Genomic DNA, 22,247 nt, shown 5'->3' on the forward strand with positions numbered 1-22,247 from the left:
TGATATCGTTTTAAACTTTATCACTATATCTTATGATGCGCCTTTAGCTCAGCTGGATAGAGCAACGGCCTTCTAAGCCGTGTGTCAGAGGTTCGAATCCTCTAAGGCGCGTATTGACTAATCCAATAGGGTTATTTTTTTTGCCCAAATTCTATTAGATAGACTTCCTTATAGAGGAGGTCTTTTTTCTTTATTTCTATTAATAAGTGCATCCCTTATATTATTTTAGTATATCCTTCCTTAAATAAGGAAACGAATGTAAGAGACTCATTTTAGATTCTTTGCAGCAATTTCGTTTAATCAAGTATCAATGGTGGTATAGCGTTGAGTAGATTGCTAAAGTTTTGGAGGGAAAATCGATTGAAAAATGATGGGAAACTTCAGAGTATAAATGAACATTCAAAGAATCAACAATTAGAAGAGTTTAAAGTGGACGACAATGGTAAGGACCTTACTACCAATCAAGGAGTTCGAGTTTCTGAGGATGAACATTCCCTAAAAGCTGGAGTAAGAGGACCTACTCTAATGGAAGACTTTCATTTTAGGGAGAAGATGACCCATTTTGATCATGAAAGAATTCCTGAACGAATTGTACATGCTAGGGGATCAGGTGCACATGGATATTTTCAGCCATACGAATCAATGGCAGAATTTACGAAGGCAAAATTTCTGCAAGATCCATCAGTAAAAACACCTGTACTTGTTCGTTTTTCTACTGTTGCTGGTTCAAGGGGTTCAGGAGATTCCGTTCGTGATGCTAGAGGTTTTGCTACCAAGTTTTATACAGAGGAAGGTAACTATGACTTAGTGGGAAATAATATCCCAGTTTTCTTTATTCAAGATGCTATTAAATTCCCCGATTTAGTGCATTCCTTTAAACCTGAGCCTCATAATGAGATTCCGCAGGCCTCGACGGCACATGATACATTTTGGGACTTTGTCGTTAACAACACTGAAACGGCACATATGGTAATGTGGATTATGTCAGACCGTGCCATACCACGAAGTTTTAGAATGATGGAAGGGTTCGGTGTACATACCTTCCGATTTATTAATGCAGAAGGAAAGGCACACTTTGTTAAGTTTCATTGGAAACCATTACTAGGGGTTCATTCTCTTGTTTGGGATGAAGCTCAAAAAATTGCGGGTAAGGACCCTGACTTCCACCGTCGAGATTTATGGGAGTCTATTGAAATGGGAGATTTTCCTGAATATGAATTAGGCGTTCAAATGATTGAGGAGAAGGATGAATTCAAATTTGACTTTGATATTCTAGATCCTACTAAAATTTGGCCAGAAGAAATAGTCCCGGTTAAAATCATTGGCAGAATGACATTAAATCGGAATCAAGATAACTTCTTTGCTGAGACAGAACAAGTGGCTTTCCATCCAGGTCATGTTGTTCCTGGGATAGACTTTACAAATGATCCTTTATTACAGGGGAGATTGTTCTCCTATACCGATACTCAGTTACTTCGATTAGGTGGTCCAAACTTTCATGAAATCCCGATTAACCGTCCTATATGTCCATTTCATAATAATCAACGTGATGGTTTCCATAGGATGACGATTAATCGAGGGCCTGTTAGCTACCATAAAAACTCTTTACAAGATAATTTTCCACGTCCAGTCTCGGAAGCAGATGGTGGGTATGTTCATTATCAAGAGAAAATTGATGGGAGAAAAATTCGTGGACGCAGTGAAAGCTTTGATGACCATTACAGTCAAGCTAAATTATTCTGGAATAGCATGTCTGAAGTGGAAAAGGAGCATATTGTGAATGCCTTCAGCTTTGAGGTTGGGAAAGTAAAACATAAAGGAATTCGTCAGCAAGTAGTGGATATGTTTAATAAAGTTGATGGTGAATTAGCAACTAAACTTGCTGAAAATGTAGGAGCTAATCCTCCAGAGAATTCAAGTGGGAAAGATATGAATAATTCATCTCCTGCATTGAGTCAACTGAACACTATTAAAGGGGCAAAATCTCGAAAGGTTGCTATTCTTGCTGATAATGGGTTTGATTATCAGGGTGTGAATAGTGTTATGGAAACTCTAGCTAAGACTGGAGTGCATGCCGAAATTATTAGTACGACTCCTGGTTTCATAGACAATAACAATGGAGAAAGACTGGAAGTTAATCATACCTTCTTAACTGCAGATTCTGTTTTATACGATGCTCTCTATGTTGCAGGAGGACAAGATAGCATTAATAAATTGACGCAGGAAAAGAAAGTGAAGGCATTTTTAGAAGATGCATTTAATCATTACAAAACAATTGGATTATCAAAAGAAGGAGAAGCATTATTATCAAAGGTGGACCCTTTAAGAAAAGACATTGCCTTACAGCCAGGGGTAATTACTGAAAGCACATTACAAAGTTCAAACTCATTTAATGATGCCTTTATTGAAGCCATTTCACTCCACAGACATTGGAGTCGGGAAGTATAAATGAAAACCTCTTGGTATCTGCCAAGAGGTTTTATTTATTGAATCTTGTTTTATTTATCCTTAAGGATTAACTGATAAAAATGAACGTCCTGCCAGGTATCGAATTTGTAGCCAACTTCCTTGAAAACTCCTGCCAATTCAAAGCCGAATCTTTCATGAAGTTTGACGCTAGCCTCATTCCCAGAGGTTATTCCACCAATTAGGGTGTGGTAACCCAAATCTTTTGCTCGAGTAATAATCTCTTCCATTAACATTTTCCCCAGACCTAAACCTCGATGTTTAGAGGACAGGTATATAGATAGCTCTGCAGTCCTGTTATATGCAGGTTTTTCACGAAAAGTAGATAGACATGTGTATCCAACGACTTCTCCTTCTAATTCGGCAACGATAAGAGGATATATCCCACCATATTTTTGAAACCAAAGAGTACGTTGTTCTAACGTTTGTTCTTCGAGATCGAACGTTGCTGTTAAATTCAAAACCGCATCATTGTATATTTCTAATATTGCAGGTAAGTCGTCTAGGACGGCATCACGCATATGCATTTGCTTTATCCTCCCCAATTATTAATCACTAATTTAACAGTACATCATCCTAGCCCTCTTTTAATGATAGTGACGTGTGTTACCTTTTTGCATCTATCCATTCTATGGAAGGGTTGATTTGCATTTTAGTTATTTTAGCATTACTTAAGCTTTTTGCAATTAGGAATTGAGCACTGTAATAAGTAATCATAATAATTTCTCCAGAATACGTAATCTCAGAAATAAATTTATTCCAAGCCAGAACCGAATCGGAAATAATAAATAGTGCACTCCCAAACATTGCCCATTTGTTACCCGTCATGATGGCTGACCAGAACATTGTGGAAATAACAATCAGATAAAAGATTACGGGTAAAACAAGCGCATGTTCCCCATTACTTTGTAGGGCTGCTACCAAATTGGTACCCATAAAATACCCGTATATGGATATAGGTACTATGGAAAGCAGACGTACCCATGAAAAGGTCCATTGAGTTAGAAAGCCTCCAATATAAAATAAGTGCCCGATCAAGAACGCTGAAAGGCCAATTATAAACCAAATTAACAGACCATCTCCAAGCATACAGAAAAATAAACCAATCATCATTAACCAAGGGAATTTGCCACTTCGATTAAGTTTTGTTTGGTAGGCAAAAAAGATGATGAGTAGCATAGGGACTATCTTAAACATTATTTTAATAGCAAGTGGTTCTTCTGGTATGAAAAAGATATATAAGATCCCCATCCATAATATCGCAAGTTGTAACCATCGTTCTTTCATAGTAAACCCTCCCTTAATTTATAAATCTTATTCCATGAACCACAACAAAATCCTGCTTTTCGATTCTAAAATTCTATTTTCCACCATGTATAGATAAGAAAAGGGATTTTTAAGATGCTGTTGAATATGTATGTAAACGCTCGGTGACGGAATTAAAACTATGGAGGGTAAATGATATGGTACTGACAATATTAAAAGAAGCTGATTATCCTTATACAGAGTCGGATTTTGGACATACAGAGTTAATGCCTAATTTTCGTGTGGATTTACGCAACCCAACCAATGAACAATTAGATCAGTTTATCAATGCTAATCAAGTTTTAGACTGGTCTCTGCTGTCATGGAAGGACGTGGGTAAGCCATATGAAGTCAAGACGATGGCGAAGTCCAAAAAAGAGTATGAGAGAGAAAACGGTGAAATGTCAGTCAAGACATCTTGGGAGTTTTTTAACCGCTCTTTCCATGAATGGTTTGTGATGGACATTCCCTCAAGTCTCGAGGAAAATAAGGGGAATTTGAAACAGTATTTGTCCCGTTTTCAGCTTCGGGATGTCAAGTTGGCTTTAGGTGAGACGGCGAGATTGACATTGTGGAACTATGCCCATCGAGTAGAAGACGGCGTATGGGATCCACGAGGAAAGCGAGCCTTGTTCCAAGGTTTAGACGTACAAAAGCCAAGGATATTGTTCCTAGGCGCTGCTGAAGGCTATGAGGCTATGCAGCTGCAGGCCATGTATCCAGGCGGCGAAATCGTCATGGTGGACTATGATGAGTTTTGTAAGACGGATCGTTTTGGGCTATTTCCTGAGTCTTATCCTTTCTTGGGGACCAATCCTGCAACAGGACAGCCAAAGGTATGGTATAAAAACCAAATGAACATTGAATATGTTGTTGAAGATATTCGGAAGCTTCCCTATGGAAAAGAATTCGACATTGTGTTGAGTGTAGGTTTGCTTGAGCATTTTCCTGATGATTATAAACATGAGGTAATGGACTGGCATCGTAAGTTCTTAAAGCCAGGTGGATATGTCATCATGACCACCCCGCGACATCAGTTGAAATCTCGCTTATTCTATATGATCATGGCGGATGTCATGAACCATACTTACCGAGAGCTAATGGATATTCGTCAAATGGGTCTCTATGTGTATGAGGGGGGCTTTGATATCCTTCGCCATGGATTTATTAAAGTTCATAACGGAATTGTGGCAAAACCAAGGTGAAGCTAGGAAATGGGATTTATCCCATTTCTATTTTTTATTAGGCTAAAGTTATCTTCTTAGTAAGGAATAGGATAATGTCCTTTCATGTGTGTAGATTAAGGAGCCTTATTTTAAATCCACAAGAGTGCAGTTTTCTTGAAGAAGGAAGATTGTCATATAGAGGAGAATAGTCATAATAGTCAACTATCATATATTAGGGGGAGAAAACAGTGACTATTCATGTTGTTGGTTCTAAAGATATTCCATATAGATTGATTGAACAAAAAGAAGAAACAAATAATTTAGTTATTGTCTTACCTGGGGCGGGTTATACAACACAAGCTCCATTGTTACACTATACAACAGGGGTGTTTTACAATAAAGGTTTTGATGTGTTACATATCAACTATACATTTAGTAGGCAAGAGATGTCTGTTCTAAATGAGAGGGATTTCGCAAGAGATGTACAACTTACAATCGACAACGCAATCATAGAAAAGAAATACAGTAATTACTATGTAGTGGCTAAATCAATCGGAACAAAAGCTTTGAGTTATCTGCTCGATGATTCAATGTTGAAAGATGCAAAAGTAGTATGGTTGACTCCATTACTGCAAAATGATGCCGTATTTAATGCATTGGTTAATAGTAATAATAAAGGACTTTGTATTTTTGGAGAAAAAGATAGTTTTTGTTTTATTGTGGATCGCTTTGAAAAATTGAAAAACAATCAAAACCTTATATTAAAAGTGGTTGATGGTGGAGATCACAGTTTAGAGCTTGATAAAGAACCAATTAAATCTATTGAAATATTAAAAAGTGTCATTTCTGATATTAATGAGTTTTAGGAATTCACGGGATATCCATAAAAGGATACCCTTTTATCCGTTTAGTTTGTAAAGAACTATACTGAAGACTGCAATTAATGCAGTCTTCTTTCTTTTTTATTTATTTACAGTGCAATTATTTTAAGAAATTCTTAAGATTTTCCATCATTGTTTATTAAGATTCTATGTCTACAATGTCGATAGTTAGAAGAAATAAGGTGGTATACTTTGGAAAGGAGCGTGAGGAACCTTGAATCAATTCCATGTATTAGTAGTTGATGATGATAAGGAAATTAGAGATGGGATAGAAATTTATTTGAAACATGAAGGCATGATTGTTTATAAAGCTAGTGATGGACTTGATGCTTTGAATCTTTTAGAAAGAGAAACCATCCACCTTATATTAATGGATATTATGATGCCGAAAATGGATGGTATATCTGCAACCTTTAAAATTAGGGAACAGAAAAACATCCCTATCATCATGTTAAGCGCCAAAAGTGAAGATACCGACAAAGTCTTAGGTTTGCAGGTTGGGGCTGATGATTATGTCACAAAGCCATTCAACCCAATAGAACTAATCGCTAGGGTAAAATCGCAATTGAGACGTTATATGAACTTTGGTACATACGAAGGAAAGAGCAAGGTCATTAACTTGAACGGTTTGATGCTAGATCAAGAGGCAAAGGAAGTTTGTCTTCATGGCGAGACAGTAAAGCTAACCCCTATCGAGTATCGAATAGTAGAGCTACTCATGATAAATGCTGGGCGTGTATTTTCAATAGGCGATATTTACGAAAGAGTGTGGAAAGAGCCAGGATATAACGCGGAAAATACCGTTGCCGTTCACATACGTAAAATCAGAGAAAAAATTGAAATTGATCCGAAGAATCCAAGATATTTGAAGGTGGTGTGGGGAATTGGATATAAAATGGAGAAATAAATTTGTTGTCCTCGCTTGGCTGCTATTATTGGCCTATGGATTTAGTGGACTTATGGCGCTATTCTCTGATGGTAACCATTATTTACAAAAAAATTATTATGAGACCGGGGAGTTTCAAGATCGATATCAGCATTTTACAGGCTTATTAAGTTCGTATGAGATTAATGACAAGACCCCTTATGATGTAAAACAAAAAATTGAGGTATCAAAGGAGGAAATAGAAGAGTATCGGTATCGATATGGTGATTTGAACGACCAAATCTCATCTATTAAATCTCAATATGAAGGGGACATCGCTAGAGCAAAGGAAGAGGGGAATATAGAGGCTGAGCAGCTATACATTTCAGAAAGAGATAAAAAGATCAAAGATATAACTGAAAACTTCAAGAATGATCAGTACGTTGAGGATAAAATCATTAAAGAAAAGCAACAGAGAGTAGAGGAATTTTTCAAAGAGTTAGAAAGCCAACGCTCAGAGTTTGAAACGTATCAATCTTCTTTTGTGTACTACCTAAGAGATACAAAGACAAATGACCTATACACCAATATTAAGGGTGCAAAGGTTGTAGGATGGGATGAAGAGAATTATAAAAAGAAGCTTGCTTATATGAGAAATTACCCTTCTCGGAATGAGGGATATTTTTCAAGCGTCGATCACTTCCTTATGAGTGGATACGATGATGAAATCCAATCCTTGCTCATTAGTGAGGGAGGAACTTTCAAAGGGTTTATTGGTGTACCAGAACAATCATCAATAAAGGATGGATTTCTTCTAGAGGCAAAGGATTTCAGCACAAAAAGATTTCTATTCTTTGGATTTGTCCTAAGTGGAGTAGCTGCACTAATCATAAGCATCGTATTTTATCGTAAATCTAGAATATTACAAGCAGTATGGTTGGATGAAGTGAAATCTTACTATGTACGAATTCCGCTTGATATTCGACTGATTACACTAATCATCAATGGTTGTTTTATATTAATTGCTATATTTAATAATATATCTTCGTTAATTTGGTATCACTCTTATATTAACTGGATGGAGAACGTATTCTACAATATGCTATTATTAGCGTTTTTAATGGGGAGTGCTGTCATCCAGTTGAAGTTTTTATTTGCAACCATTCAAAGTGAAGAAATGCTAAAAAATGAATGGAAAGACACTCTACTTGTAAAGAGTGTTAGGCTAATAAAAGGAATCTTTTTAAATAGAAAGGTAGGCACCCAGTTTACCATCCTATTTCTGTTCGTTTTTGGTCTAGGAGGAGTGGCTACATCCGTCTTCGTGGAACCGGTTTTTATTCTATTGTTCTTGGTATGCTTAGCTGCTGGAACGCCGATTTGGGTTGTGTTATTCAGACGAGCTAGAGATTTTAATAGGATCCTTCACTATGCTCATGAATTAGCAGCTGGGAAAGAAGTGCCTGACCTTGAGGTGAAAGGAAAGTCGTTTTTGAAAGTATTAGCAACAGACTTGAATCACCTTAAGCATGGAGTACGTACTTCTCGTAAGGAACGAGCAAAGAGTGAACGGTTAAAAACGGAGCTAATTACGAACGTAAGCCACGATTTGCGTACACCTTTGACTTCAATTATTACTTATACTGAATTATTGAAAGGCCCACATGTAACAGATGAAGAAAAACAGCAATATATCAGCATTATTGATAGTAAATCAAAGCGACTTAAACATTTAATAGATGATTTATTCGAAGCCTCCAAAATGGCCAGTGGAAGTATTGAACTAAATAAACAAAGAGTCAATCTGAATCAGTTGCTCGAGCAAGCTTTAGCCGAACATGATGTTGCCTTGAAGGAGTCCACTTTGCAGATGCGCGTTTCTTATTCCCCCGAGCCTCTTTATTGTTATGTGGATGGGCAAAAGCTATGGAGAGTGTTCGATAATCTGATTGGTAATATTCTTAAATACTCGTTGGAAAACACACGTGTCTATATTAGTGTAAAAGAATTTGAAGGGCTTGCAGTTATTACCTTTAAAAATGTTACGAAGTTTGAGTTAGGCGAGAATATCGATGAGCTTTTCGAACGATTTAAGCGTGGTGACACATCTCGTCATACAGAAGGTTCAGGCCTTGGCCTTGCAATCGCCAAATCAATCGTCGACCTTCACGACGGCGAACTGGAGATTGAATTGGATGGTGACCTCTTTAAAGTGACAATCCAATTAAAAAAAGAATAAATCGATGATTTTTTTGATACAATTTCCCGATTATTTCTCAAACAATATTTCTGTAGCCTTTTTTGGTTGTTTTTTTCGACATCTTGGTTTTAGCTTTTGAAAAAAGGATACGGTAATATAGATTGTTAGTTCGGTAATAAAAAGCGAGATTTTGGTAAAAAATCTCTCCTGTTCGGTAAATTATGTAGTCCGTTCGGTAAAATCCCGAAATAAGAGGGGCAGTGCTTTCACATCACTGTCCCTCTTTCATTGATTGTATGAATAGCTCTGTGAATATAGGATCCCATTGGCTTCCTTTTCCTTCTTCTAAAATAGAAAGTGCCTTTTCTTGCGGCATGCCTTTTCGATAAGGACGGTCGGAGGTCATAGCATCATATGCATCCGCAACAGCCATGATCCTTCCAAACAGAGGAATTTCTTCTCCTTTTAGCCCCTCTGGATATCCTTTTCCATCATACCTCTCGTGATGATATTTTACACCAGGCAAAAGCGGCTTTAACTCATCTGTTAAATTAATCTGTTCTAGAATATTTGCGCCTATAACAGGGTGTTGTTTAATCGTATCAAATTCTTCCTCCGTGAGTCTGCCTTCTTTCAAAAGGACGCTATCGCGAATCCCTATTTTTCCGATATCATGCAATAATGCCGACTTTTTAAGTAAGTCTATTTGGTCTTCTGATAGTCCTGCCTTTTCTGCAATCAATATCGAATAGTCTGCCACTCGTATGGAATGACCGGCTGTATACGGGTCCCTTGCGTCAAGGGTTGCTGCGAAGACTATATAGAAGCTCTCTAGTAAACTTCCATTTCGTTCATCCCTTTTTTGGATTGCATCGACCATCGTATTGAATCCAGAAATAAGATGAGAGAACTCATCTGAGTAGGTATTTCTAATTGTATGGAGTTCACCGTCCTGTACGGATTGCAGACTCGCTTGTAAGGTGTCGATGGGCTTTTGAATATTTTCATAAAGTAAGAGGCTGCTAAAGACTGCCAAAAATAAGATGACGATTAAAATAAGAATGGCCCAATCCCAATATTGGTCTGTCCCATTTAAGCCTAAAATACCTAAATGAATATTAGAGGCCAGTGAAAATAATAAAATAGGGAAGACCGCAATAAATATTGTACTTACTAGTAGCTTTGTTTTGATACTGATATACTCTTCTTTTTCAATTAAAAACGTGTGTTTGAAATCATTGTCTGCTTTGTCTAAAAGAAAGGTGATCAGTGGTTGAACAGCTCTATAAGTAAGAAAGAATTCGATCAATGCATGCATAGATGCTACGAGCAGCGCCCCCACCCATGCTAAACCCACGTAATGATAGGGCATGTTAATCTTTCCAATCTGGATGCAGACCATTACTAGAATGGAAGATGGAACTGCTAACCCTAGGAAATGGGGACCTAGTATCCGTTTGACCGTTAGCCAAGGGAATTTATGTGCGGTTTGGTAGGCAAACTGCAAGGAATGGAGTGTAGGCCTATCTGTAAAGAATATGGCCTTTATTGGCCGTACGTGATGACGGTACAGTAACCATTCTAAAAAAAACATCATACCGATAGAAATGAACATGATGAGAAGGAGATAAAGGCGCTCGCTCTCTGTAAACTCAAGAGTTCTAAAAATGAAAATGCTCCCTACCCCAAAGACGGCGGTAAGGGAACCAATTATGTAGTTTCGCAGCATTTTCCTCTGAAAATGATAAAAAGGTTCCAAAGGGGTTCCTCCTGAAATGATAATATTGCTAAGACAAGTAATAGGTGATAGGTTAAAAGTCTATGAATACCTAAATATTAATTTATTTTCCAAAATATAGATAGTGTTAATACTGATATATTAGGTTGCCAAAGCAAATTAAAGATAAAAATTACAAACTAACATAGAGAGGCAAGATTTCAGGATGAAATATTTTAGCCAAGGATGTTGTTGCATCCCATAGCTTATTGATTCGGCCTGGGAGTTGCCCAATCAATTTACTGGAAAGAGTCATTTATGATAGCTTCTATTATTTAAATCAAGCATATTTTCATAATTGACTGGCATATAATTTGGAGTCATTCATCCAGGAGAGTAGAATAGAGATGAATACAGTATAAGGGGGAGAAGTGAATGGATTCTATTTTTAAGCAGTTGCAATTTGTTCGTGGAAACACTATCAACAGTGTAAAAGGGTTGGATCAAAACACAGTAGGCTATCAACCAGAAGGATTTAACAATCATATTCATTGGAATTATGGCCATATCTTAACTTCTACTGAAATGTTATTGTTTAAGCTAGCGGGTAAAGAGTATAAATATGAGAATCAATTCCCATTCTTTTCAGGTGGCACAAAGCCTAGTGGATGGGAAGGTACAGTGGCAACTGTAGAGGAACTTACAGTTGCATTGCAAGAGCAAGAACAGAGGATTATTGACACCTTTAAAGATAGCTTAGATCAATCTTTAGCGAATCCTATCCAATTAGGAGGTCGTCTACCGCTTGAATCAGTGCGAGATGCTTTAACTTTCTGCATTTACCACGAAGGTCTTCATCAAGGAACTATTAGTTCATTGAAGAAGGTTGCAGTAGTTCAAACGGTATAAGTTACATAAGAGAAGGAGGGGACCTGTGTCACCCTCCTTTTTTATGTATCAAGTGAAGCACCCTTTTGGACAGCCAACTGTTTTTCCTTTTTCATAAAAGGGATATGGACAATCGCTTTCGCAATCATTCCTAATCCTAGTACCAAAATGGACATCATGATAGGTTGATGGTCGAGTAAATATCCATATAACTTAAAGCCGATAATCTGTCCAATAGAGAAAAATATCGACATGATGGAGAAAAAACGCCCTAGCTTTTCTGGTGCTACAGCCTGTTGGTAAAAGGCAACGAAAAATGCACCATAAAATCCCCTTACCCAAAACATCGCTACCGTTACAATAGAGAAGAAGAATAATAGTACCCCTGATTGATGGACGAGAATGGATGAAAAGGGTTTCCACCCTAAAAGAAATAGTGGAATAACAGTTATGATCATTCCAATAATTCCATATAGAATGCCTTGTGATAGTGATAATTTACTTTTAAAAGCAGAGACGATAAAAACGCTAGTGATAATGCCAAACACTGCACAGCTTTCCACTATTCCGATGTAGAGGTTCGGACCGTGGAAGATTTCTTTAATCATAAATGGAAAACCGAGTTGAAATATTGCGGTTAAAAAAATGTGTGTGAGCATTCCGTTCAATATTAAGGAGCTCAATCTCACATCTCGAAGCACTAACACACCTTCCTTAATCTCTGTCAGAATAGCAAACTGTGTTACTTTTTTAGGAGTGACTTGGATGTGCAAGAATGAAATGAAAATGTACGATAAGACAAAAAATAAAGCTGAAAGAATGAAGACAATGGGTATCCCAAATGTGGTATATAGAAAAGCTCCTAATAAGGGTGCCGCTATTTTTGCTCCTTCCAAGACGGTATTTTTAATCGAATTGCCTTCCACTAAGTCTTCCTTGTTTAAAATAGAGGGTAACACGGTAACAAAGGCAGGTAAAAAGAAGACCTGACATACCCCTAAAAAGAGTAATAATGCATAGATTACCCATTCTGTAAGCGGATTAAGAAAACTCCATATCCCAAGCGCAAGTAGTAGCAATCCACGTATTGCATCTAGCCATAAAAGGATTTTTTTTCGATTTAGCAAATCGACTATAACTCCTACAATCAATCCGAAAAGTAGTGTGGGCAATATTCCAATCATAAGAGCGGAAGCAAATTTTCCTGCTGATTGGGTAATTTCTAATAAATATAGAGAAATGGCGATTTGTAAGACTGTACTTCCAAATAAGGCAGCTGCCTCACCGAGTAAAAAGTATGAAAAAGATTTATTTTTAAGCAATAATTTCATGTATAGTACACCTCTATGAAAATTATAAAGGTGATTTTTGGAAAAAACATTACGATTTATCCCATTTTATTTTGTTATAATTTGAGTATCTGGAAACTAGATGAAGAGGATGGAGGGATTCCTATGAAAATCTTAGAGACTCGTTTGCCCAATATGTCTATGGCCCTTTATCAGCTTCCTGAAAAAGGAGCGGATATTTTTCACGACCATAGTACTTTTTATCAAGTGAGTGTCCCGTTGATTGGAAATCCCGTCATGCAATTCTATGGTGAATCTAGACAACTATCGGAACGTGCCGTAACAGGCATTGGAGAAGAGCACCGTAATTATACGAATGGTGAGGCTATAAGGATATTGATAGTCTCTATTCAGAAAGATTTAGTCCAAAGCGTTTATGAAAGTCAAACGGGTAACAAGCAGGAGATTGAATTCGCGAGGTGGGGGAATAATTCTTCGGAGATTTTTAAACGCCTAGCTAATCGAGCATTCAAGATAGCAATCGACCAACCGTTAGAGGAATTACATGTAGATGAGCTTGAATGGGAGGTTGTCCAGCACCTATTAACTCTGCAACTGGGATCTCATTCAGTATCATGGCAGAAAAAAGAACATGTGTTGAATCAGCCTGTTTTAAAGTGCCTGTTAGAATATATTCATGACAACTATAGAGAGCCCATCTCGATGGATGTTCTATCCACAGTAGGTAATATTAGCAAAATGCATATGAATCGTCTGTTTCAAGCATATGTAGGTCTATCTCCTGCAAAATATATTACGAAACTAAGGGTATCTGAAGCTACCGATTTGCTTACTAATAGCAATCTTGATATTACAACAATCGCGTTTGCTTCAGGATTTGGCAGTTTCAATACGTTTCACCGAGCGTTTAAGGAATGGTATGGAATGACACCTAGTGAATATAAAAAAGCACATACTCTTTAAGTAAAAAGGCCAGGAACCGAACGAATTCCATGGCCTTTGTTAAGGTTACAATTTATTAAATCCTTCTTCTTCTAAATATTGAGCAGCTTCCTCGTATGAAGTGAAAATTCCGTCGAGATTCATGCCAGCATACACATGCCACATATCATCTTCTTCTACAAGAGTAAGAGTTTGTTTGCGTTCATTAATCCATTTTTCCTCATACTGCTCTCCGATTATTGCGGATTCACCAGTAGATTTAGGAGCCAAGGATGTGATGGATTTTTCAAGAATCTCACGTAGCCCCTCCGCTGAAAAATCACGGATGTTCGTCATTCCTTTGTCATTCTTCTCGTATCCGCTCATTTTTCCTGTGTATACAAATCCATTTCCATTAGGGTGTAAATGATAGACGACGTTTTTCTTATCTGAAGAACTTTCTTCATATTGGAAATTAACTCGACCTAATGATACGTCGTTTCTTTTTAACTGAGGGAACGATTCAATAATTTTTAATTTTTCTTCAAAAGTGAGCATAGTGCCTCCGATAGCTATGTAATGTAATAGTCCATACATTATAGCATAAGAATACGAAATGAAAAAAACGAGGGGAGCATTCACCCTCGTTTATGTTAATTATGTGCAAGCTGCTTCTGCAGCCAGTTTTTCCCCTCTACTAAACGAGTGACCATCATCGCACAAGCTGTATTACCAGTGGAATTTAATAGCGTGGCAGGTGCATCAATAATCGTACTGATTACAGCAATAATTGGCAATGATTCCGCAGGGAAGCCAAATACACTGAGAATCAGCATTTCCCCAATCATACCTCCCCCTGGAATGGCTCCCATAACAGCTCCAACCAAGAACGAAACGGCGATTATACTAAGGAGACTGGATAGGCTGGTCATATCTTTTCCAAACAGGCTGAACAAGAAGACAATTTTTAACACTCCACCAAAAACAGACCCGTCTTTATGTGTATTGGCTCCTAATGGAATGACAGTCTCAGCAATGTCATGTGGGACGCCCATCCGTTTAGTCGCTTCCATATTGACCGGAATGGATGCCGCACTAGAGCACGTGGCGATAGCTGTGACAGAAGGCGGGATAGCATGCTTCCAAAATACTTTCACACCAGATTTCCCACCGCCGATAAAAGCATAAAGGGTAAAGAAACCTAAGTAGTAAATGATTGCTATGACTAAATAAAGGATAAATGCACGTACATATCCCCCAAGAATTTGTGGGCCAAGCTCACCAATGACCGTAGCAAAATAGCAACCCAATCCAATCGGGGCATAGTACATAATAAATGATACAAGTTTCATCATAACTGCCGTTCCTGCTTGTAGGAAATCCGCAACAGGCTTTCCTTTTTCCCCTATCATTGCTGTGGCCAATCCAAAGAGAATGGAGAAAACAATAAGTTGTAGCATGTTTCCTTTAGACAAAAGGAGCGGGAAATCTGAAACCGTGAATGTCTGGACAAGACGATCGAGCAATGTAAGCTCATTTGCATCGGCTATCGCCTCTTCATTGGATGTCATTAATTCTTTAATCGCAGACACATCTGTATTTTCTAGTGGATTGACGATCGTAACCCCTATAACGCCAAGAATTGCAGAAATCAAGGCGGTAGCAGCAAACACTAGTAAAATGCTACCCATGATTTTTCCAAGGCGTTTCATTTCACTCATATTGGCAATCGCAGACGCGATACTAAAGAAGACGAGTGGAACGATAATGGTAAACATCAAGTTTAAGAATAAGTCACCAAAAGGCTTAACTATCGTTGCTTTTGGTCCAAATATAACTCCTGCAATACCGCCAAGGATGATGGCAACAAGCAGTAGAAGTGAGGATTTATAGGTTTTTAATACGTTACTCAAGATGTTCATACCTTCCTTTGATGATGTTATTTCAATATTTGAAAATGAATATTCATTATATATCAAGTAAGTATTATTACAAATAATTATTCATCAATGAAATTATTTTAGGAAAATATATCGCGAACATAGAAGGGTATCTGATGTTTTTTATTGTTAATTTTTGAAACATTTTCCTTTTGCTTGCGTCAAAGACTATGACGTCAAAATTTACTGTTTAAAAAGGAGCAACAATTATGAAACGAAAATGGCCTACTATAATGGTAAGTTCAATCGCTTTAGCAGCACTTTTATTTACAAGTGCTGGTTTTTCCCCTACAGAAGCAAGTTCTAACATAAGGTCTTCTGCAACCATAAAGGCGCCTCAAGGGATTATAGCAGGGGAAGTGGAAGGGAAAGCCAAAGTAAAAGTGAAGAAGAATGGGACTGTAAAGGTGCACTATCAAGCGAAAAATCAAACGGAAAACCAAGTCTCTTATACCTTTCCAAGTGGATTGACAGTGGATTATGTGGTTTATGATAGTAAAGGTGAAAAATTCTCCCAATACTCCGATCAGGTTTTATCGACCTTAGCTATCGAGGAAATGACATTAAAACAAGGAGAGACGTACAAAGAGAACCTGATTATCGAAGATTTACCAAATGGTAAGTATACAATTGAGGTGTTTTTGAACACGAAGGAAAATCAAGCGAAGACTTCAAAGAAATTTACTGTAAAAAATTCGATTTATAACCGAACAAAGGGCACATTTATCAACCAAGATGTAAAGGCGAACACGGTTCAAGTTATGATAGGAAAAAAATTGACGACCTTCCAACTAACAGATTTTGTAAAAGAGCAGCTGTTACCGATTGAAAAAGGGCAGCAAATCGATTTCATATTCACCGATACAAAAATTGAAATGAAAACGATTGAGAGAATCATCGTTGCACCAAAGAAAATCACATTGAAAAAATCAGTATTAGAGCTTGATAAAGAACTAGTAGCAATGTTCGAACATATTAAGAAAAATCGAAATCTGACAGCTCTAGAAGGATACCAACCTTTTGAAGTATTCAGCGCTTTTATGTATACACAAGCAGGAGAGGATTACGAAACACTGTACAGTTTTTACCAACCTGGGAATCTTGATATGAAGGTGGAAGATTTCAAGAACAAATATCGTAGTGAAACAAATACTACCTTAAACCGAGCGTTCATGAAAAAACTAGACTCAGTTCGGGAATTTATGGTAGAGGTTCGTGAGCATGAAGCCAAGGTAACTTTCCAGTTAGCGAAGAATGAAACGTTGACCTTTGTTATGATAAAAGAAAACAATACATGGTATGCAGTCACTATGCCTTTGTCAATGAAGTAATTCTCGCATTCTCTCCTCATTCCCTCTAATCGAAACCCTAGGATTAAATCCTGGGGTTATAAATATTTTATTTTGTAATTCTAGTAGGAATATTATCCTATTTATGGAATAGTTATAATTGGTGATTTTTGTAATTTATTATTCGTAAAGGAGAGGGCATAACATGCAAACCAATTTGCAATTAAATACAGTGGAACATCCCGTACAAAAAAGCCGAGTTCTTTTCGCACTTGTGTCAAGAACCTTGTTTTTTTTGCTTACGGGAGGACTGATTGTCGTGGCTTTGATAGTTTCAGGAAGCGAAAAACCGCTTGAGGACTATATCAAATGGTGGACGTTACAGGCAATCTTAGCGAATATCGCAACCTTTTTCTTCTTGCGTCATTCTCTGAAAAAAGAGGGATTGACGTACAAACAGTTGATTAATGATCAGAATCGCCCATGGAAGCAAGAATTTAAGACTGCTGGATGGCTATTGATAGTGGGCATCATCTGTGGATATGCCGGTACTGTCGGAGGTGGATTCTTGGTGTTTGGGGAAGCGCCTCCGGAGACTATGTTTGAAGGCTTACCACTATGGGCTGCTTTAGTATTTCTCTTAATTTTTCCTCTATCGGTTGCTATGACAGAGTTACCTACCTACTTTGCCTATAGCATGAACAGGCTTGAACAATTAGGAAAAGGAAAATGGTCTGTCATATTATGGGCTGCCTTTTGGCTTGCTTTTCAGCATGTGGCACTTCCGTTGGTATTAGATTGGGAATTCTTCTTATGGAGATTCGTTGCCTTTGTACCCTTAGCCATTGTTATTGCCATTTTCTATTATAAGACGCGTCGTCTTCGACCTTTGATGATGGTGCATTTTATCATAGACCTGCAAGTATCAGTTATGATTCTTCTATCGGCTTGGAAATAAAGAGTAAGTAGAAGCACGAAAGGTAACCAGCGATTTAACAAATTCGGGTGAAAAAGCATGAAAATTAGGAGCACTTATCACATCTCCTTACCTATATATGCTTTTCTATCTCATTTTTGAATGGCAAGTCAATATCTAATAGTATTTTCCTTTATTTTTGGCTGGGGCCGAGTCCCTTTTATCGAAACTGAAAGATTTAAAATCGAAACTGGAAAAATACATTCAAACCGCGGAAAATAAAATCAAAAATGCAAAAAATAAAATCAAAAATGCCCAAATATCGATTTTTCGACAAAACGAGCTAGGGTAACCATAAAAAACCGGCAGCAAACCTTCTTTTACTAAAGATGATTTTGCTGCCGGTTTTATTAATTATAGTTTAAAGGAACTTTTTAACGAAACAATGCGGTTAAACACTAGTTTTTCGTCAGTAGTCAACTTTGAATCTACGTTGAAATAACCGTGACGGAAGAATTGGAACTTATCCTGTGCCTTCGCATCCTTCATATTCGGTTCTACAAAGCCATTGGTAATTTCCAAAGAATTTGGATTTACATGGTCTAGGAAAGTTTTTGTTTCCTCTTCATCCACTGATTCTTGGTCATCTAAAATCAATGGTTCAAACATACGGAATTCAGCAGGGAGGGCTTTCGTTGCTTCTACCCAATGAATAGTTCCTTTTACTTTTCGGCCCGTAAAACCAGATCCGCTTTTTGTTTCAGGGTCATACGTACAATGGATTTCTATAACATTTCCTTCCGTATCTTTGATGACCTCTTCACATTTGATGAAGTAAGCATGCTTCAGACGTACTTCATTTCCAGGGAACAGACGGAAGTATTTATTAGGTGGGTTTTCCATGAAATCATCTTGTTCAATATAAATTTCACGAGAAAACGGAATTTGTCTCATGCCCATTTCTGGGTTCTCTGGATTGATTTCCGCGTCGAGCATTTCCACTTGTCCTTCTGGATAGTTCGTAATTACCACTTTTAGAGGATGAACAACACCCATTGTACGTGGTGCTTTAAGCTTCAAGTCTTCACGAACGAAATGCTCAAGCATCTGTGTATCAACTGTACCTGAAGTTTTTGAAACCCCTAATTCACGGCAGAATGTACGAATAGATTCTGGTGTATACCCTTTGCGTCGCAATCCAGAAATGGTCGGCATACGTGGATCATCCCAGCCATCGACAAAGCCTTCCTCAACTAATTGTTTTAACTTACGTTTACTCATGACCGTATTCGTTAAGTTTAGTCGTCCAAATTCATATTGTTGCGGCTTGCTTTCCATTTCGCATTGCTCAATAACCCAATTATACAATGGGCGTTGATCCTCGAACTCCAAAGTACAGATTGAATGAGTGACTCCTTCAATCGCATCTTCAAGTGGATGAGCATACGCATACATCGGATAGATGCACCATTTGTCACCTGTGTTATGGTGAGTGGCATGGGCAATACGATAAATGACCGGATCACGAAGATTAATATTAGGTGAGCTCATATCAATTTTGGCACGTAATACTTTTTCTCCGTCCTTGAATTCACCTTCGCGCATACGGTTAAACAAGTCTAAGTTTTCTTCAACAGAACGATTTCTGTATGGACTTTCTTTTCCTGGCTCCGTAAGGGTTCCACGATATTCGCGGATTTCATCAGCGGAAAGATCATCAACATAAGCAAGTTCTTTTTTAATTAAAAGGATAGCCTTTTCATACATCGTTTCAAAATAATCTGATGCAAAAAACAATCCGTCCCAATCAAAACCTAGCCATTTTACGTCTTCCTTAATCGAGTTAACGAATTCCGTATCTTCTTTTAGCGGGTTTGTATCATCGAAGCGAAGATTTGTCTTTCCTTTGAATTCATCTGCCAATTCGAAATTCAGAACAATACTTTTCGCATGTCCTATATGTAAATATCCGTTAGGCTCTGGAGGAAAACGAGTGATAATATGATCATGCTTACCACTTTGCAAATCGTCCATGACAATATTTCGAATAAAGTTTGCTGGATTTGGAGCATTATGACTCAACAGATTCAACCTCTTTCTATTTCGTTATCAGTATTAGTATATATAACATAATTAAAGGTTTTTTACCATGTTTCATGACATGTAGAACATATACCTATCTTCGTATCATGTACAACTTGAAGCGAATTAATGATACAAACCCATTCGACAAATTTCGGGTGGTGACAGGCACTTCAAAAAAACCTCAAAAACTCCCCCTACAGGGTAGGAGGAGTGGTTATTATTTAGGTTGTTTGATCCAAGTGAGGGCAATGGTGCCTTCTCCAGCATGAACGGTGATGGTAGAGGTTAGCTCTCCGATTCTGACTTTCATTTTTGGGTATTTGGACAAGATTTGCTCGGCATATGCCTTCGCTTTGTCAAGGACATTTCCATGTAATACATGTACTTCAGAGATTTGATAGTTCTGATAAGCCTCATCTAAAAGGTCGAGTAATCGTTTTGTCGCCTTTTTTTCTGAACGGACTTTTTCAAAGAGTTCGAATGCTCCATCATGGATTCGAATAATCGGTTTGATTTGCAGGATATTCCCGAGTAGAAATTGAGTCCCGGACATTCTTCCACCCTTATAAAATTGATCAAGGTTTCCTAATAGGATATAGTTTTCATTTTTCTTTGCTTCTTCACGCAATGTTTGCGCAATGATTTTATAATCTGTATGGGCTTCCTGCATGTGTATACCCATTTCGATTAAATCTGAGATACCACTGCTCATCAATAAACTATCTACGGTCTCTACATGAAAGCCAGCCATTTCTGCACCAGCTGTACTACTTGATAGGGTACCACTAAGCTTGGACGAAACATGAACAGCTATGCCTGCGTCATATTCTTCTTTTAATTTTTCATACAGTTCATTGAATTTACCAACAGACGGCTGAGACGTTTTAGGTATTTCTTTTTCTCTATTAATGATTTCATAAAGCTGATCAGTTGTTAAGTCCACACCATCTTCATAAACCTTATTTTGGACAGAAATTGTTAATGGAACCACATAAACGTCAGGATGGCTTTTCAGCTCATCCGTTAAAAGAACTGTACTATCAGTTATCCAAGCAATCTTTTTTTGAGTCATATTTTCCCTTACCTTTTTAAAAATATTTTTCATCTATATAAACACGAGTATTTGCTAATAAGAAATTCTTTATTTATATACCCTTATTGTACTTGATTTAACAGGAAGACACTAACAATATTTTGTACTTTCAAAAACATAAATTGGCAGCAATAAAGCGACATGACTTAGTTTCCAATTTTAGGAATTAAGTATAGGTGCACTAGACAATCGTCTTAACTGAAGCTTGGTGCTAGCCCATTTTTCTAATGAATATTTTACAAATATAGTGAACAAGTAACTATAAAGTATTCAAAGGAGAACCATTCATTTTTAAGGTAATTACCAAAAATTAAAGTATAAATAGGTACCGATTTTTTAAGTCAAACTATAAAAGGTTAAATGAGTTCACAAGACTTACTAAGCCAATACGATTTTAATCATTGGAGGGTTTATCATGCAAAAAAATGCTCATGGTTACGTTCAAGATTCTTGTACTGCATTAAATCAAGCAGTGGATTGCCTTCATCATGCTGCTCAAACCGTTGAAAAGCCTGAAAATCGTCAAAGAATTGAACAATCCTTACAAACTTTAGAGCAAGCGTTAAAGTCTTGTGTGACTACAGAACAAGTCTTAGCATCTGAATGATTAAGCAAAAGGCCATGAGTTCATACCTCCTGGCCTTTTTGATTTATAAAAGTTTCTTGAGCGGTTTTATGGCTGGTCCTTCGATGACTTCACCTTCAACTGTAAACCGTGAAGCATGGCAAGGGCAATCCCAAGTACGGTCACCACAGTTCCATTCCAATTCACACCCCAAGTGAGTACATGTCGTATCCACAATATGAAGTTGCCCTAACTCGTTTCGATATGCTCCAGCTCTTTTTCCTTCATATTTCACAACCGACCCTTCATCATTCTGTAGATCTTCCGGATGCTTTTGAATCAGTTCAAGTTTCCCTTCCACGAGATGCTTTGCAACATCTGCGTTTTGAACCAAAAATTCCTTTATGCTTGGATCAGCATTTAATCGAGAAGGGTGGAACAAATCTGCATATGGATTTTCTTTTTGGGCGATTGTATCGCTAATGATTTGTGCAGCTAATGTACCTGTTGTCATTCCCCACTTTCTATAGCCAGTTGCTATATAAATATGCTCTGAACGGGAAGTAATCGGACCAATGTAAGGGATTTTATCCAAAGTAATTAAATCTTGGGCGGACCATCTGTACGGAATTTCCTCTAC

At 37.6% G+C, this 22,247-nt stretch carries 19 protein-coding genes and 1 tRNA gene; 11 read left to right on the forward strand and 9 right to left on the reverse strand.

Annotation, left to right across the window (positions count from 1 at the left end; translation table 11 throughout):
* Nucleotides 1-37 precede the first annotated feature (37 nt).
* A tRNA-Arg gene (locus DBX25_RS00120) sits at nt 38-111 on the forward strand.
* 249 nt (nt 112-360) lie between these two features.
* Complete coding sequence (locus DBX25_RS00125) at nt 361-2,448, forward strand: catalase (protein ID WP_108668755.1); 2,088 nt, start codon at nt 361-363, stop codon at nt 2,446-2,448.
* 50 nt (nt 2,449-2,498) lie between these two features.
* Here DBX25_RS00125 and DBX25_RS00130 read toward each other — a convergent pair whose 3' ends face one another.
* Both DBX25_RS00130 and DBX25_RS00135 read right to left on the reverse strand, forming a co-directional pair.
* Nucleotides 2,499-2,993 carry a GNAT family N-acetyltransferase gene (locus DBX25_RS00130; protein ID WP_108668756.1) on the reverse strand — a complete coding sequence of 165 codons (495 nt, stop codon included), beginning with the start codon at nt 2,991-2,993 and terminating at the stop codon, nt 2,499-2,501.
* Between the two features lie 79 nt (nt 2,994-3,072).
* Nucleotides 3,073-3,753 (reverse strand): lysoplasmalogenase, encoded by a 681-nt coding sequence (locus DBX25_RS00135; protein ID WP_108668757.1) that lies wholly within the window; start codon nt 3,751-3,753, stop codon nt 3,073-3,075.
* 176 nt (nt 3,754-3,929) lie between these two features.
* Between DBX25_RS00135 and DBX25_RS00140 the strand changes: the two genes are divergently transcribed.
* The 4 genes from DBX25_RS00140 (at nt 3,930) to DBX25_RS00155 (ending at nt 8,922) form a co-directional block, all read left to right on the forward strand.
* Entirely contained in the window at nt 3,930-4,976 is a 1,047-nt protein-coding gene (locus DBX25_RS00140) for a class I SAM-dependent methyltransferase (RefSeq protein WP_108668758.1), read from the forward strand.
* Nucleotides 4,977-5,185: 209 nt separating this feature from the next.
* Nucleotides 5,186-5,803, forward strand: coding sequence for an alpha/beta family hydrolase (locus DBX25_RS00145; protein ID WP_108668759.1), 618 nt, complete (start codon nt 5,186-5,188; stop codon nt 5,801-5,803).
* Between the two features lie 229 nt (nt 5,804-6,032).
* Nucleotides 6,033-6,725 carry a response regulator transcription factor gene (locus DBX25_RS00150; RefSeq protein ID WP_108668760.1) on the forward strand — a complete coding sequence of 231 codons (693 nt, stop codon included), beginning with the start codon at nt 6,033-6,035 and terminating at the stop codon, nt 6,723-6,725.
* Nucleotides 6,703-8,922 (forward strand): sensor histidine kinase, encoded by a 2,220-nt coding sequence (locus tag DBX25_RS00155; protein WP_108668761.1) that lies wholly within the window; start codon nt 6,703-6,705, stop codon nt 8,920-8,922. The genes DBX25_RS00150 and DBX25_RS00155 overlap by 23 nt, the downstream gene beginning before the upstream one ends.
* 232 nt (nt 8,923-9,154) lie before the next feature.
* Here the strand turns inward: DBX25_RS00155 and DBX25_RS00160 are convergent, their stop codons facing one another.
* Nucleotides 9,155-10,642 carry an HD domain-containing phosphohydrolase gene (locus tag DBX25_RS00160; protein ID WP_108668762.1) on the reverse strand — a complete coding sequence of 496 codons (1,488 nt, stop codon included), beginning with the start codon at nt 10,640-10,642 and terminating at the stop codon, nt 9,155-9,157.
* Nucleotides 10,643-11,035: 393 nt separating this feature from the next.
* On the opposite strand from DBX25_RS00160, the gene DBX25_RS00165 reads away from it, so the two are divergent.
* Nucleotides 11,036-11,509 carry a DinB family protein gene (locus DBX25_RS00165; protein WP_108668763.1) on the forward strand — a complete coding sequence of 158 codons (474 nt, stop codon included), beginning with the start codon at nt 11,036-11,038 and terminating at the stop codon, nt 11,507-11,509.
* A gap of 41 nt (nt 11,510-11,550) precedes the next feature.
* Here the strand turns inward: DBX25_RS00165 and DBX25_RS00170 are convergent, their stop codons facing one another.
* Nucleotides 11,551-12,819 (reverse strand): MFS transporter, encoded by a 1,269-nt coding sequence (locus tag DBX25_RS00170; RefSeq protein ID WP_108668764.1) that lies wholly within the window; start codon nt 12,817-12,819, stop codon nt 11,551-11,553.
* A gap of 123 nt (nt 12,820-12,942) precedes the next feature.
* Between DBX25_RS00170 and DBX25_RS00175 the strand changes: the two genes are divergently transcribed.
* Nucleotides 12,943-13,761 (forward strand): AraC family transcriptional regulator, encoded by an 819-nt coding sequence (locus tag DBX25_RS00175; protein WP_157950813.1) that lies wholly within the window; start codon nt 12,943-12,945, stop codon nt 13,759-13,761.
* 45 nt (nt 13,762-13,806) lie between these two features.
* Here DBX25_RS00175 and DBX25_RS00180 read toward each other — a convergent pair whose 3' ends face one another.
* On the reverse strand, nt 13,807-14,277 hold the full coding sequence (locus tag DBX25_RS00180) for a hypothetical protein (protein ID WP_108668766.1): 471 nt from the start codon (nt 14,275-14,277) through the stop codon (nt 13,807-13,809).
* A 95-nt stretch (nt 14,278-14,372) separates the two neighbouring features.
* A complete protein-coding gene (locus DBX25_RS00185; RefSeq protein WP_108668767.1) occupies nt 14,373-15,641 on the reverse strand; it encodes a dicarboxylate/amino acid:cation symporter in 1,269 nt (422 codons plus the stop codon).
* Between the two features lie 227 nt (nt 15,642-15,868).
* On the opposite strand from DBX25_RS00185, the gene DBX25_RS00190 reads away from it, so the two are divergent.
* Together DBX25_RS00190 and DBX25_RS00195 are read left to right on the forward strand one after the other, a co-directional pair.
* A complete protein-coding gene (locus DBX25_RS00190; RefSeq protein ID WP_108668768.1) occupies nt 15,869-16,990 on the forward strand; it encodes a BsuPI-related putative proteinase inhibitor in 1,122 nt (373 codons plus the stop codon).
* A 163-nt stretch (nt 16,991-17,153) separates the two neighbouring features.
* Nucleotides 17,154-17,906, forward strand: a complete 753-nt coding sequence (locus tag DBX25_RS00195) for a CPBP family glutamic-type intramembrane protease (RefSeq protein ID WP_108668769.1) — start codon at nt 17,154-17,156, stop codon at nt 17,904-17,906.
* 372 nt (nt 17,907-18,278) lie between these two features.
* Here DBX25_RS00195 and DBX25_RS00200 read toward each other — a convergent pair whose 3' ends face one another.
* Entirely contained in the window at nt 18,279-19,946 is a 1,668-nt protein-coding gene (locus DBX25_RS00200; protein WP_108668770.1) for a glutamine--tRNA ligase/YqeY domain fusion protein, read from the reverse strand.
* A 220-nt stretch (nt 19,947-20,166) separates the two neighbouring features.
* Nucleotides 20,167-21,021: a DegV family protein gene (locus DBX25_RS00205; RefSeq protein ID WP_108668771.1), complete on the reverse strand. Its 855-nt coding sequence runs from the start codon at nt 21,019-21,021 to the stop codon at nt 20,167-20,169.
* 436 nt (nt 21,022-21,457) lie between these two features.
* Here DBX25_RS00205 and DBX25_RS00210 point away from each other — a divergent pair, with 436 nt between their 5' ends.
* Nucleotides 21,458-21,649: a hypothetical protein gene (locus tag DBX25_RS00210; RefSeq protein ID WP_108668772.1), complete on the forward strand. Its 192-nt coding sequence runs from the start codon at nt 21,458-21,460 to the stop codon at nt 21,647-21,649.
* Between the two features lie 43 nt (nt 21,650-21,692).
* On the opposite strand, the gene DBX25_RS20960 is transcribed toward DBX25_RS00210, so the two are convergent.
* Nucleotides 21,693-22,247 (reverse strand): Rieske (2Fe-2S) protein (locus tag DBX25_RS20960; protein ID WP_240620090.1); only part of this gene is annotated, 555 nt, incomplete at its 5' end.

This window comes from Peribacillus acanthi (assembly GCF_003073175.1).
GTDB lineage: Bacteria > Bacillota > Bacilli > Bacillales > DSM-1321 > Bacillus_BN > Bacillus_BN acanthi.